The sequence below is a fragment of the Streptomyces sp. SGAir0957 genome, from assembly GCF_043523415.1.
This window is the reverse complement of record NZ_CP027293.1, coordinates 2,543,383-2,555,777: the sequence shown is the minus strand read 5'-3', so window position 1 is coordinate 2,555,777 and position 12,395 is coordinate 2,543,383. Positions and strand designations below refer to the sequence as shown.

Sequence of the window (12,395 nt, the reverse complement as noted above, 5' to 3'; positions counted from 1 at the left end):
CGGGCGGTAGGGTGCCGGAGGTACGCGTGAGCAGTTGCGAATCCGCCCAGGAAAAACGGGCAATCCACGCGGTTCGGACCGCGTGCCTTCCCCCGTATCCGGCCGGAAGAGCGCATGTGACCGGCCTTGCGGGCCACGCAGCGCAACGTACACAAAGTCTTTACAGAACAAGGGGGAGCAGACAGGTGAGCATGACGGCCTCCGCGCCGGCCGGCCGAGCCGGGGCAACGGGCACCGGAGCCCCTGCCGCAGCAGGCACGGGCCTCGGCTTCTGCCGCGTCACCATCGTGGCGCCCGACAGCCGCATCGACGTGGCCCTGCCCGACGACGTACCGGTCGCCGACCTGTACCCCGAGATCCTGCGGCTCTCCCAGCAGAGCCCCGCCGAGGGCGCCCCCGTCGGCTACCACCTCGTCCGCCGTGACGGCACGGTGCTCGACAGCGCCCGCTCCTTCGCGGCACAGCGCATCCTCGACGGCGAGCTGCTCACGCTGCGCCCGTTCTCCGAGTCGCTGCCGCCCGCCGTCTACGACGACGTCTCCGAGGCCGTCGCCTCCGCCGTCACCAAGGACCGCACCCTGTGGAGCGGCGACCTCACGCGCGCGGCGGGCCTCGTCGCCGGCGGCGTCCTGCCCGCCCTGATCGCCTTCGTGGCCTGGAGCTCCGAACTCCGCCACGACATGCACAGCCTCCAGGGCGTCCTGGCCGCCGTCGCGGGCGTCCTCCTGATCACCCTGGCGTGCGTCCGCGCGCGGGTCTACAACGACCGCGGCTCGGCGGTCGCGCTCGGCCTCGGCGCCCTGCCGAACATCGCGGTGGCGGGCTCGGGCCTCCTCTCGCTCTCCGAGGGGCAGGGCATCGGCCGCCTCCAGTTCCTCCTCGCCTGCGCGGCGGTCCTGGTCGCCTCCGTCGTCCTCACCCTGGTCTCGCCCGGCGGCGACGGCCCCTTCGTGGCGTTCGTCTTCGCCTCCCTGATCGGGCTGCTCACCACCTTCGTCGCCCACCTCACGAACCTGAAGCCGATCGAGACGGCCGCGATCTGCGCGCCGCTCGCCGTGAGCGCCCTGGCGTTCCTGCCCGGCCTCTCCATGCGCTTCGCCCGCCTGCCCATCGGCTTCGCCGCGCCCAACCAGGCGCGCGCGGGCTACGACACCGCGAGCGAGGCCACCGACCCGCACGAGGCCGTCGACGCCGAGCGCGTCGCCGCCCAGGCGCGGCGCGGCCACGAACTGCTCGTCGGCCTCGTCGGCGGCTGCGCCCTCGTCTCCGTCGGCGCCTCGATCGTCCTCGGCTTCTCCAGCAACGTGTGGGGGCAGCTCCTCGCCCTCGCCACCGGCATCGCGATGCTGATGCGCGCCCACCTGTTCCGCTACACCGCACAGGTCGGCGCCACCCTCGCGGCCGGTCTCGCCGCCCTCGTCTTCCTCGGGCTCGGCCTCGCGCTGCACCCCCCGATGGACTACGTGCGCGAGGCGATCATCAAGCACGACACGACCTCGCTCGACATCCGCACGGTGTGGATCGCCGCGGCCATCGGCGCGACCGCCGCCCTGGTCACCGCGATCGGCCTGATCACCCCGCGCCGCGGCGTCACCCCGTTCTGGGGCCGCTTCCTGGAGATCGCCGAGACGTTCGTCCTGCTCACCCTGGTCCCGCTCGCCCTTGCCGTCTTCGACGTCTACGCGTCCGCGCGCGCGATGACGAGCTGAGTTCCGGGGGACCTGGCCACCCGTTCGGGGGCGCTCCAAGCTGCTGGTACGCTGTGTGACGGCCGCTTGTGTATGCGCCCCCGTTTCGTTTCCAGGGGGCAGCGCCCAGCGGATCCCCGCCTCCGAGTTACGGAAGCTCCCCTGAGATGTAGACCAGGGGCGCTCGGTGGCCTTGAACCCCAGAGGAGTAAGCGTGTCGCTCGACGCCGCTACGAAGAAGCAGATCATCTCCGAGTTCGGCCAGAAGGAGGGCGACACCGGCTCCCCCGAGGTCCAGGTCGCCATGCTCTCCCGTCGTATCTCGGACCTGACGGAGCACCTCAAGACGCACAAGCACGACCACCACAGCCGTCGTGGTCTGCTGATCCTGGTCGGCCAGCGTCGCCGCCTGCTGCAGTACCTGGCCAAGAAGGACATCCAGCGCTTCCGTACGCTGGTCGAGCGCCTCGGCATCCGCCGCGGTGCGGCCGGCGCCCGCTAAGACAGCGTGAAGGGGAGCGGTTCCCACTTTTAGGGGGCCGCTCCCTTTGCCGTACGTGCGCACTGTCACCGACGCTTTGTAGTCTGGTGACGTACGAAGAGGAGAAGCGCACCATCGCCGCCGCCGGTCCTCGGTAGTGGCCCCCGGAGACGCAAGAGGATCCCCGGGAGCTTCGATCGAAGACCGGCCCGCATTCACGGCGCGCTTCTCCACCCGTCCCGCTGCCACACGGGCAGCAGTGGACAAAAGACGAATCAGACGAAAGTAAACGGAGAATTTGCTGGTGGAGAACGAGACCCACTACGCCGAGGCCGTCATCGACAACGGCTCCTTCGGTACCCGCACCATCCGCTTCGAGACGGGCCGCCTGGCCCGCCAGGCCGCCGGCTCCGCCGTCGCCTACCTCGACGACGACACCATGGTGCTCTCGGCCACCTCGGCCTCGAAGAACCCCAAGGACCAGCTCGACTTCTTCCCCCTCACGGTGGACGTCGAGGAGCGGCAGTACGCCGCGGGCAAGATCCCCGGCAGCTTCTTCCGCCGCGAGGGCCGCCCGTCCGAGGACGCGATCCTCACCTGCCGCCTCATCGACCGCCCGCTGCGCCCGTCCTTCAAGAAGGGCCTGCGCAACGAGATCCAGGTCGTCGCCACGATCATGGCGCTCAACCCCGACCACCTGTACGACGTCGTCGCGATCAACGCCGCGTCCGCGTCCACGCAGCTGGCCGGTCTGCCCTTCTCCGGCCCGGTCGGCGGCGTCCGCGTCGCGCTGATCAACGGCCAGTGGGTCGCGTTCCCGACCCACAGCGAGCTGGAGAACGCGGTCTTCGACATGGTCGTCGCCGGTCGCGTCCTCGAGGACGGCGACGTCGCGATCATGATGGTCGAGGCCGAGGCCACCGAGAAGACCATCCAGCTGGTCAAGGGCGGCGCCGAGGCGCCGACCGAGGAGGTCGTCGCCGCCGGTCTCGAGGCCGCGAAGCCCTTCATCAAGGTCCTCTGCAAGGCCCAGTCGGACCTCGCCGCGAAGGCCGCCAAGCCGACCGCCGAGTTCCCGATCTTCCTGGACTACCAGGACGACGTGCTCGAGGCCCTGACCGCCGCGGTCAAGACCGAGCTGTCCGCCGCCCTCACCATCCCGGGCAAGCAGGACCGCGAGGCCGAGCTGGACCGCGTCAAGGGTCTGGCCGCCGAGAAGCTGCTCCCGCAGTTCGAGGGCCGCGAGAAGGAGATCTCCGCCGCGTACCGCTCGCTGACCAAGTCCCTGGTCCGTGAGCGCGTCATCAAGGAGAAGAAGCGCATCGACGGCCGCGGTGTCACCGACATCCGCACCCTGGCCGCCGAGGTCGAGGCCATCCCGCGCGTGCACGGCTCGGCCCTGTTCGAGCGCGGCGAGACCCAGATCCTGGGCGTCACCACGCTGAACATGCTGCGCATGGAGCAGCAGCTGGACACCCTCTCCCCGGTGACCCGCAAGCGCTACATGCACAACTACAACTTCCCGCCGTACTCCGTCGGTGAGACGGGCCGCGTCGGCTCCCCGAAGCGCCGCGAGATCGGCCACGGCGCGCTCGCCGAGCGCGCGATCGTGCCGGTCCTGCCGACGCGCGAGGAGTTCCCCTACGCGATCCGCCAGGTCTCCGAGGCCCTCGGCTCCAACGGCTCGACGTCGATGGGCTCGGTCTGCGCCTCCACCATGTCGCTGCTGAACGCCGGTGTGCCGCTGAAGGCCCCCGTCGCCGGTATCGCCATGGGTCTGATCTCCCAGGAGATCAAGGGCGAGACGCACTACGTCGCCCTGACCGACATCCTCGGCGCCGAGGACGCGTTCGGCGACATGGACTTCAAGGTCGCCGGCACCAAGGAGTTCGTGACCGCGCTCCAGCTCGACACCAAGCTCGACGGCATCCCGGCCTCCGTCCTGGCCGCCGCCCTCAAGCAGGCCCGTGACGCCCGCCTCCACATCCTCGACGTGATGATGGAAGCGATCGACGTCCCGGACGAGATGTCCCCGAACGCCCCGCGGATCATCACCGTCAAGATCCCCGTGGACAAGATCGGTGAGGTCATCGGCCCGAAGGGCAAGATGATCAACCAGATCCAGGAGGACACCGGCGCCGACATCACGATCGAGGACGACGGCACCATCTACATCGGTGCCGCCGACGGCCCGGCCGCCGAGGCCGCCCGCGCCACGATCAACGGCATCGCCAACCCGACCATGCCGGAGGTCGGCGAGCGCTACCTGGGCACCGTCGTGAAGACGACGACGTTCGGCGCGTTCGTCTCCCTGCTCCCGGGCAAGGACGGTCTGCTGCACATCTCGCAGATCCGCAAGCTCGCGGGCGGCAAGCGCGTGGAGAACGTCGAGGACGTCCTCGGTGTGGGCCAGAAGGTCCAGGTCGAGATCGCCGAGATCGACTCCCGCGGCAAGCTCTCCCTCATCCCCGTGGTCGAGGGCGAAGAGGGCGACGAGGCGAAGGACGACACCGACAAGTGACGTCTCGTACCACCAAGGCGACGGCCCGCACCTCCTCGGAGGCGCGGGCCGTCGCCCGTACCCAAACCCTGATCAAGGGCGCCAACGGCGCCGGGACGGTCCGCAGGACCACCCTCCCGAGCGGCCTGCGCATCGTCACCGAGACGCTGCCCTCCGTCCGCTCGGCCACCTTCGGCATCTGGGCGCACGTCGGCTCCCGCGACGAGACGCCCGCGTTGAACGGCGCGACGCACTACCTGGAGCACCTCCTCTTCAAGGGCACCTCCCGGCGCAGCGCACTCGACATCTCCGCCGAGATCGAGGCCGTCGGCGGTGAGATGAACGCCTTCACGGCGAAGGAGTACACGTGCTACTACGCGCGCGTGCTCGACAACAATCTGCCGCTCGCCATAGACGTCGTCTGCGACATGCTGACCGGCTCCCTCATCGCGCAGGAGGACGTCGACGCCGAGCGCGGCGTGATCCTCGAAGAGATCGCGATGACCGAGGACGACCCGGGCGACTGCGTGCACGACCTGTTCGCGCACACGATGCTCGGCGACACGCCCCTGGGCCGCCCGGTCCTCGGCACGGTCGACACGATCAACGCCTTGGACCGCAACCGGATCAGCCGCTTCTACAAGAAGCACTACGACCCGACGCACCTGGTCGTCGCCGCAGCGGGCAACGTGGACCACAACAAGGTCGTCCGCCAGGTCCGCGCGGCCTTCGAGCGCGCCGGTGCCCTCGACGTCGCGCCCGCCGCCCCGGTCGGCCCGCGCACGGGCAGCAAGACGCTGCGCGCCGCGGGCCGCATGGAGGTCATCGGCCGCAAGACCGAGCAGGCCCACGTCATCCTCGGCATGCCCGGCCTCGCCCGCACCGACGAGCGCCGCTGGGCCATGGGCGTCCTCAACACCGCGCTCGGCGGCGGCATGTCCTCGCGCCTCTTCCAGGAGGTCCGCGAGAAGCGCGGCCTGGCGTACAGCGTGTACTCGTACACCTCGGGCTTCGCGGACTGCGGCCTCTTCGGGGTCTACGCGGGCTGCCGCCCGAACCAGGTGCACGACGTCCTGAAGATCTGCCGCGACGAGCTGAGCCAGGTCGCGCAGGACGGGCTCGGCGACGACGAGATCAGCCGCGCCATCGGCCAGCTCGCCGGCTCCACGGTCCTCGGCCTGGAGGACACGGGCGCGCTGATGAACCGTATCGGCAAGAGCGAGCTGTGCTGGGGCGAGCAGATGTCCGTCGACGACATGCTGGCGCGGATCGCCGCGGTGACCCCGGACGAGGTGCGCGAGGTCGCACGCGACATCCTGGGACAGCGCCCGTCCCTGTCGGTCATCGGCCCGCTCAAGGACAAGCAGGCCGCCCGCCTGCACGAAGCGGTCGCGTAACAGCCCCCCAACCGAAGGATCAGGGAAGACATGAGCAAGCTGCGCGTGGCGGTTCTCGGTGCCAACGGCCGCATCGGCTCCGAGGCCGTACGGGCCGTCGAGGCCGCCGGGGACATGGAGCTGGTCGCGGCCCTCGGCCGGGGCGACAAGCTGGACGCCCTCGTCGACGCGGGCGCCCAGGTCGCCGTCGAGCTGACCACGCCGGACTCCGTCATGGAGAACCTGGAGTTCTGCGTGCGTCACGGGATCCACGGCGTCGTCGGCACGACGGGCTGGACGGAGGACCGCCTCGCGCGGCTGAACGGCTGGCTCGGCGCCTCTCCGGAGACCGGCGTGCTCATCGCGCCGAACTTCTCCATCGGCGCGGTCCTGACCATGAAGTTCGCCGAGGTGGCGGCCCCGTACTTCGAGTCCGTCGAGGTCATCGAGCTGCACCACCCGAAGAAGGTCGACGCGCCCTCCGGCACGGCCTCCCGCACCGCGCAGCTGATCGCCGCCGCCCGGCAGAAGGCGGGCAGCGCCCCGCAGCCCGACGCGACGGCGACGGCGCTCGACGGAGCGCGCGGCGCGGACGTCGACGGGGTCCCGGTCCACTCGGTCCGGCTGCGCGGCCTCCTGGCCCACCAGGAGGTCCTCCTGGGCGGCGAGGGCGAGACGCTGACCCTGCGCCACGACTCGCTGCACCACAGCAGCTTCATGCCGGGCATCCTGCTCGGCGCCCGCAAGGTCGTCGCGACCCCCGGCCTGACCTTCGGCCTGGAACACTTCCTCGACCTGAACGGCTGACCGACAGCGATGCGCGCGAAAATCACCTATGCGGTCACCGCCGCCGTCCTGGTCGTCTATTTCGTCCTGGCCGGCGACCGCGGCGTCATGCTGATCCGGCAGGGCACCGCGCTGACGATCACCTTCGGCGTCGCCGTGCTGATCCTGCCCCTGATCGGCGTCTGGTTCCTGTGGGCGAACACCCAGTTCGTCCGCAAGGCCAACCGTCTCGCCGAACTCCTGGAGGCGGAGGGCGGCCTGCCCGTCGACGAGCTGCGGCGCGACCAGTACGGCCGCATCGACCGCGACTCCGCCGACGAGGTCTTCGGCCGGCGCAAGGCCGAGACGGAGGACGCGCCGGGGGACTGGCGCTGCTGGTTCCGTCTCGCCGTCGCCTACAAGGACGCGCGGGACACCCCGCGCGCGCGGAAGGCGATGCAGCGCGCGATCGCGCTCCACGAGGGCCGCTCGCTCAGCGTCTGAGCAACGTGGAAGGGGCCCGTGCCGTCGTCATCGTCACGACGGCACGGGCCCCTCTCACGCGTGGGAGGACTACTGCTTCGGCCGGTACTCGTCGGCCCACGCCTCGACACTGTCGCTGGCCCGGTCGAACGCGGTGTCCCGGCCGAGGAAGTCGCCGTTGTGGCTGGTGAGCAGGGTCGTCTGCTCCCCGCGCCGATCACGGCGTACGAGGATCAGCGCCTGGCCCTGCACGGTGCGGGGCAGCCCGAGCCAGCGCACCGGCTGCTGCACCGTGCGCGCGGTCACGACGACGTCCCAGGGCGCCGTCCGGGTCGTGAAGAAGCCGACATGGCGCAGACCGCGGGCGCTCACCCAGGCGCCCATGCGCAGCAGCCGCATGGCGGCGGCGATGACCAGGACGGCGAGCACACCGCAGATCCCGGCGGCCGCGGGATCCCCGGCCGCCGCGATGATCACCCCGGCGAACAGCACGTACGACGCCAGGAGCAGCAGCAGCGCGGCCGCCCCGACCCGGTACGGGCCCGGACGGTAGGGGCGGCGCCACTGGTCCCGGTCGTCGAAGGGCAGCGCAGTCTCGGCGGCCTCGTCAAAAGCACGATCGGCCGTCAGGAAGGACAGGGGCACGACGGGTCCTCACTCGATCATCCACGCGATGGGGCTGTGCCCGGTGAGGTTATCCGTGCGCGCTCGGGCCTTCCACTTCAGGGGGCCGGTCGAGTACGACGGCTCAGCGACCGTCGGAGGCTTCCGACTGCTGGGTGTGGCGAGGCGCCTGGTCGGCCGAGAGCGCCGGCATCCCGAACAGCAGGGAGCCGACGAGCCCGGCCACCACGGTCAGCCCGACCAGGGTGCGGCCCGCGATCTGGCCCACGGAGGGGCGCTCGCGCGCGGGCGGCTCGACATTGCTGCGGAACTTGTCGGCTTCGGCGATGAAGGCGAACGGTACGGGCTCGCGCCGACGAAACATGGGCGGTGCTTCTCCTCAAGGGGTTCGAACTAAGTGTGTTCATCTACACAGACGATCGATCTCCCCACATGGTGCCCACTTTCGCCGAATTAACAGATGTTCGCTGTCGTTCGCCGGAGATGGCCCGAGAAGAGCGGGCCCCCGTGGCCCGTAGAGTGGGCGCCGCCCGATGGAAGTGATGGGGAAGGAACCACTCAAATCGTGACAGACACACCTGCTGAAGACCTGAAGCCGACGTTCCGGGGCGATGTCACCGTCCAGTTGGTGAAGAGCGACGCCAAGGACTCGGACGTGCTGTTCGCGGCCCGCGTCTCCACGGTGGGCGAGCAGTCCATCGACGAGCTGTCGAAGGACCCCGAGCGCTCCAAGGGCCTCATCAACTACCTGATGCGGGACCGGCACGGCAGCCCCTTCGAGCACAACTCGATGACCTTCCTCATCAGCGCCCCGATCTTCGTCTTCCGCGAGTTCATGCGGCACCGCGTGGGCTGGTCGTACAACGAGGAGTCGGGCCGCTACCGGGAGCTCCAGCCGGTCTTCTACGTCCCCGCCGCCGACCGCAAGCTCGTGCAGGAGGGCCGCCCCGGCAAGTACGTGTTCGTCGAGGGCACGCCGGGCCAGTACGAGCTGACCTCCTCCACCATGGAGGCGTCCTACGTCCAGGCGTACGAGGCGTACCAGAAGATGCTGGCCGAGGGTGTGGCCCGCGAGGTCGCGCGCGCGGTGCTCCCGGTGGGCCTGTTCTCGTCCATGTACGCCACGTGCAACGCGCGCTCGCTGATGCACTTCCTGGGCCTGCGCACGCAGCACGAGCTGGCGAAGGTCCCCTCGTTCCCGCAGCGGGAGATCGAGATGGTCGGCGAGAAGATGGAGGCGGCGTGGGCCGAGCTGATGCCGCTCACCTACGCGGCGTTCAACGCCAACGGCCGCGTGGCGCCGTAGCGCTGCGCCCCTCCTGGACCAGGGCGTCCCTTGATCACTTCAGGGTGTCAGCGGCACACATGTACGGGTGCGCCGGTTGAAGTGTCCGGATTGCGGCATTTCATAAAGTTCATCTAGCCTGATCAAACGGACCCGGCACTGCCTGAACCCCCGAGCAGGCAGTGCCGGGCTCCACCTTTGTCGTGACTTGTCGGATCCCCCGTGGGGGGACCCGGCGCTGAGCAGCGAGTAGCGTGTTACCCATGGCTCCGACCTCGACTCCGCAGACCCCCTTCGGGAGGGTCCTCACCGCCATGGTCACGCCCTTGACGGCGGACGGCGCACTCGACCTCGACGGCGCGCAGCGGCTCGCCACCCACCTGGTGGACGCAGGCAACGACGGCCTGATCGTCAACGGCACCACGGGCGAGTCCCCGACCACCAGCAATGCGGAGAAATCGGATCTCGTGCGCGCCGTGGTCGAAGCGGTCGGCGACCGCGCCCACGTCGTCGCCGGTGTCGGCACCAACGACACGCAGCACAGCATCGAACTGGCCCACGCCGCCCAGCAGGCCGGCGCGCACGGCCTGCTCACGGTCACGCCGTACTACAACAAGCCCCCGCAGGAGGGCCTGCTCCGGCACTTCACGGCGATCGCCGACGCGACCGAACTGCCCGTGATGCTCTACGACATCCCCGGCCGCAGCGGCGTACCGATCAACACGGAGACGATCGTCCGCCTCGCCGAGCACCCGCGCATCGTCGCCAACAAGGACGCCAAGGGCGACCTCGGCCGCGCCAGCTGGGCCATAGCGCGCTCGGGTCTCGCCTGGTACTCCGGCGACGACATGCTCAACCTGCCGCTCCTCTCGGTCGGCGCGTGCGGCTTCGTCTCGGTCGTCGGCCACGTGGTCGCGCCCGAACTGCGCGCCATGCTCGACGCGTACCTGGCGGGCGACGTGCACAAGGCGACGGAGATCCACCAGAAGCTGCTGCCCGTCTTCACCGGCATGTTCCGCACGCAGGGCGTCATCACGACGAAGGCGGCGCTCGCCCTCCAGGGCCTGCCCGCCGGACCGCTGCGGCTGCCGCTCGTCGAGCTGACGCCGGAGGAGACGGCACAGCTCAAGGTCGATCTGGCCGCCGGCGGGGTACAGCTCTAGCACCGACTTCGTAAGACCTCACAACTGAATCAACAGAACACGAGCAAGACCGAAGCAACACCAACAACTGCTACTGCACGAACGTCACGCGCGCCACGTGCCTACAGGTACGTGGCGCGCGGGCATAGAGGAGAGTCTTTTGAGCCATCCGCATCCTGAACTCGGCGCCCCGCCGAAGCTCCCGAAGGGCGGCCTGCGCGTCACGCCGCTCGGCGGCCTCGGTGAGATCGGGCGCAACATGACCGTCTTCGAGTACAACGGTCGCCTCCTGATCGTCGACTGCGGAGTGCTCTTCCCCGAGGAGGAGCAGCCCGGAATCGACCTGATCCTGCCGGACTTCTCGTCCATCAGGGACCGCCTCGACGACATCGAGGGCATCGTCCTCACGCACGGGCACGAGGACCACATCGGCGCCGTCCCCTACCTTCTCCGCGAGAAGCCGGACATCCCGCTGATCGGTTCCAAGCTGACCCTCGCGCTGATCGAGGCGAAGCTCCAGGAGCACCGCATCCGGCCCTACACCCTCGAGGTCGCCGAGGGCGACCGCGAGCGGCTCGGCCCGTTCGACTGCGAGTTCGTCGCGGTCAACCACTCCATCCCGGACGCGCTGGCGGTCGCCATCCGCACCCCGGCCGGCATGGTGGTCCACACCGGCGACTTCAAGATGGACCAGCTCCCCCTGGACCGTCGCCTCACGGACCTGCCGACCTTCGCGCGGCTCGGCGAGGAGGGCATCGACCTGCTCCTCACCGACTCGACCAACGCCGAGGTCCCGGGCTTCGTCCCGCCCGAGCGCGACATCTCGAACGTGATCCGGGGCGTCTTCGCCGGCGCCCAGAAGCGGATCATCGTCGCGTCGTTCGCCAGCCACGTGCACCGCATCCAGCAGGTCCTCGACGCGGCCCACGAGTACGGCCGCCGGGTCGCCTTCGTCGGCCGCTCGATGGTCCGCAACATGGGCATCGCGCGCGACCTTGGCTACCTCAAGATCCCGCCGGGCCTGGTCGTGGACGTCAAGACGCTCGACGATCTCCCCGACAGCGAGATCGTCCTCGTCTGCACGGGCTCCCAGGGCGAACCGATGGCGGCGCTCTCGCGCATGGCCAACCGCGACCACCAGATCCGCATCGTTTCCGGCGACACGGTGATCCTGGCGTCGTCGCTGATCCCGGGCAACGAGAACGCGGTGTACCGCGTCATCAACGGCCTGACCCGCTGGGGCGCCAACGTCGTCCACAAGGGCAACGCCAAGGTGCACGTCTCGGGCCACGCCTCGGCCGGCGAGCTGCTGTACTTCTACAACATCTGCAAGCCCAAGAACCTGATGCCGGTCCACGGCGAATGGCGCCATCTGCGCGCCAACGCCGAACTCGGCGCCCTCACCGGCGTCCCGCACGACCGCATCGTCATCGCCGAGGACGGCGTCGTCGTCGACCTCGTCGAGGGCAAGGCGAAGATCGTGGGCAAGGTCCAGGCGGGCTACGTCTACGTGGACGGACTCTCCGTCGGTGACGTCGGCGAACCGGCGCTGAAGGACCGCAAGATCCTCGGCGACGAGGGCATCATCTCGGTCTTCGTGGTGGTGGACTCCAGCACCGGCAAGATCACCAGCGGCCCGAACATCCAGGCCCGCGGCTCCGGCATCGAGGACTCGGCGTTCCACGCCGTCGTCCCGAAGATTCAGGAAGTCCTGGAGAAGTCGGCCCAGGACGGCGTCGTCGAACCCCACCAGCTGCAGCAGCTCATCCGCCGCACGCTGGGCAAGTGGGTCTCCGACACCTACCGCCGCCGGCCGATGATCCTCCCGGTCGTGGTCGAGGTCTGACGGACCGTCGGCAGCTGACAGGGAGCGGGGCGCCTCGATTTGCATCGGGGCGCCCCGCTCCAGTAGGTTTACGGCTCCGCCCGAGGGGGAACCGGAAGTCCTTTGAGACTCCCGGCATGTACCTCACGGGGCCGGAAATTCCGACTCAGAATCTCTGATAAAGTCGGAACCGCCGAAAGGCAAAGGCCCTCCAACGGCCACCGGA

The 12,395-nt window shown here is 69.6% G+C and carries 11 protein-coding genes; 9 read left to right on the top strand and 2 right to left on the bottom strand.

The window, feature by feature from the left end; genetic code table 11:
- Window positions 1–191 precede the first annotated feature (191 nt).
- From eccD to C1N81_RS16275, 6 genes are all read left to right on the top strand, one after another.
- Window positions 192–1,709: a type VII secretion integral membrane protein EccD gene (eccD, locus tag C1N81_RS16300; protein WP_394429746.1), complete on the top strand. Its 1,518-nt coding sequence runs from the start codon at window positions 192–194 to the stop codon at window positions 1,707–1,709.
- Window positions 1,710–1,902: 193 nt separating this feature from the next.
- Window positions 1,903–2,190, top strand: a complete 288-nt coding sequence (gene rpsO / locus C1N81_RS16295; protein ID WP_394429744.1) for a 30S ribosomal protein S15 — start codon at window positions 1,903–1,905, stop codon at window positions 2,188–2,190.
- A 283-nt stretch (window positions 2,191–2,473) separates the two neighbouring features.
- Window positions 2,474–4,690, top strand: coding sequence for a polyribonucleotide nucleotidyltransferase (locus tag C1N81_RS16290; RefSeq protein WP_394429742.1), 2,217 nt, complete (start codon window positions 2,474–2,476; stop codon window positions 4,688–4,690).
- Window positions 4,687–6,066, top strand: coding sequence for a M16 family metallopeptidase (locus C1N81_RS16285; RefSeq protein WP_394429740.1), 1,380 nt, complete (start codon window positions 4,687–4,689; stop codon window positions 6,064–6,066). The genes C1N81_RS16290 and C1N81_RS16285 overlap by 4 nt, the downstream gene beginning before the upstream one ends.
- 30 nt (window positions 6,067–6,096) lie before the next feature.
- Window positions 6,097–6,852, top strand: a complete 756-nt coding sequence (gene dapB, locus C1N81_RS16280) for a 4-hydroxy-tetrahydrodipicolinate reductase (RefSeq protein ID WP_394429738.1) — start codon at window positions 6,097–6,099, stop codon at window positions 6,850–6,852.
- A 9-nt stretch (window positions 6,853–6,861) separates the two neighbouring features.
- Complete coding sequence (locus C1N81_RS16275; RefSeq protein ID WP_394429736.1) at window positions 6,862–7,314, top strand: hypothetical protein; 453 nt, start codon at window positions 6,862–6,864, stop codon at window positions 7,312–7,314.
- A gap of 69 nt (window positions 7,315–7,383) precedes the next feature.
- On the opposite strand, the gene C1N81_RS16270 is transcribed toward C1N81_RS16275, so the two are convergent.
- Both C1N81_RS16270 and C1N81_RS16265 read right to left on the bottom strand, forming a co-directional pair.
- Window positions 7,384–7,938 carry a hypothetical protein gene (locus C1N81_RS16270; protein ID WP_394429734.1) on the bottom strand — a complete coding sequence of 185 codons (555 nt, stop codon included), beginning with the start codon at window positions 7,936–7,938 and terminating at the stop codon, window positions 7,384–7,386.
- A 103-nt stretch (window positions 7,939–8,041) separates the two neighbouring features.
- Window positions 8,042–8,281, bottom strand: coding sequence for a hypothetical protein (locus tag C1N81_RS16265; RefSeq protein ID WP_394429732.1), 240 nt, complete (start codon window positions 8,279–8,281; stop codon window positions 8,042–8,044).
- Between the two features lie 201 nt (window positions 8,282–8,482).
- Between C1N81_RS16265 and thyX the strand changes: the two genes are divergently transcribed.
- From thyX to C1N81_RS16250, 3 genes are all read left to right on the top strand, one after another.
- Window positions 8,483–9,223 (top strand): FAD-dependent thymidylate synthase, encoded by a 741-nt coding sequence (gene thyX / locus C1N81_RS16260; protein WP_394429730.1) that lies wholly within the window; start codon window positions 8,483–8,485, stop codon window positions 9,221–9,223.
- A 242-nt stretch (window positions 9,224–9,465) separates the two neighbouring features.
- Complete coding sequence (dapA, locus tag C1N81_RS16255) at window positions 9,466–10,365, top strand: 4-hydroxy-tetrahydrodipicolinate synthase (protein WP_394429728.1); 900 nt, start codon at window positions 9,466–9,468, stop codon at window positions 10,363–10,365.
- Window positions 10,366–10,504: 139 nt separating this feature from the next.
- A complete protein-coding gene (locus tag C1N81_RS16250; protein WP_394429726.1) occupies window positions 10,505–12,190 on the top strand; it encodes a ribonuclease J in 1,686 nt (561 codons plus the stop codon).
- The last annotated feature ends 205 nt before the right edge of the window (window positions 12,191–12,395 follow it).

What these genes read in the sequence shown, in the direction of transcription:
- C1N81_RS16265 (WP_394429732.1), bottom strand. Translation starts at nt 8,281, where the DNA reads ATGTTTCGTCGGCGCGAGCCCGTACCGTTCGCCTTCATCGCCGAAGCC.
- C1N81_RS16275 (WP_394429736.1), top strand. Translation starts at nt 6,862, where the DNA reads ATGCGCGCGAAAATCACCTATGCGGTCACCGCCGCCGTCCTGGTCGTC.
- dapB (WP_394429738.1), top strand. Translation starts at nt 6,097, where the DNA reads ATGAGCAAGCTGCGCGTGGCGGTTCTCGGTGCCAACGGCCGCATCGGC.
- dapA (WP_394429728.1), top strand. Translation starts at nt 9,466, where the DNA reads ATGGCTCCGACCTCGACTCCGCAGACCCCCTTCGGGAGGGTCCTCACC.
- eccD (WP_394429746.1), top strand. Translation starts at nt 192, where the DNA reads ATGACGGCCTCCGCGCCGGCCGGCCGAGCCGGGGCAACGGGCACCGGA.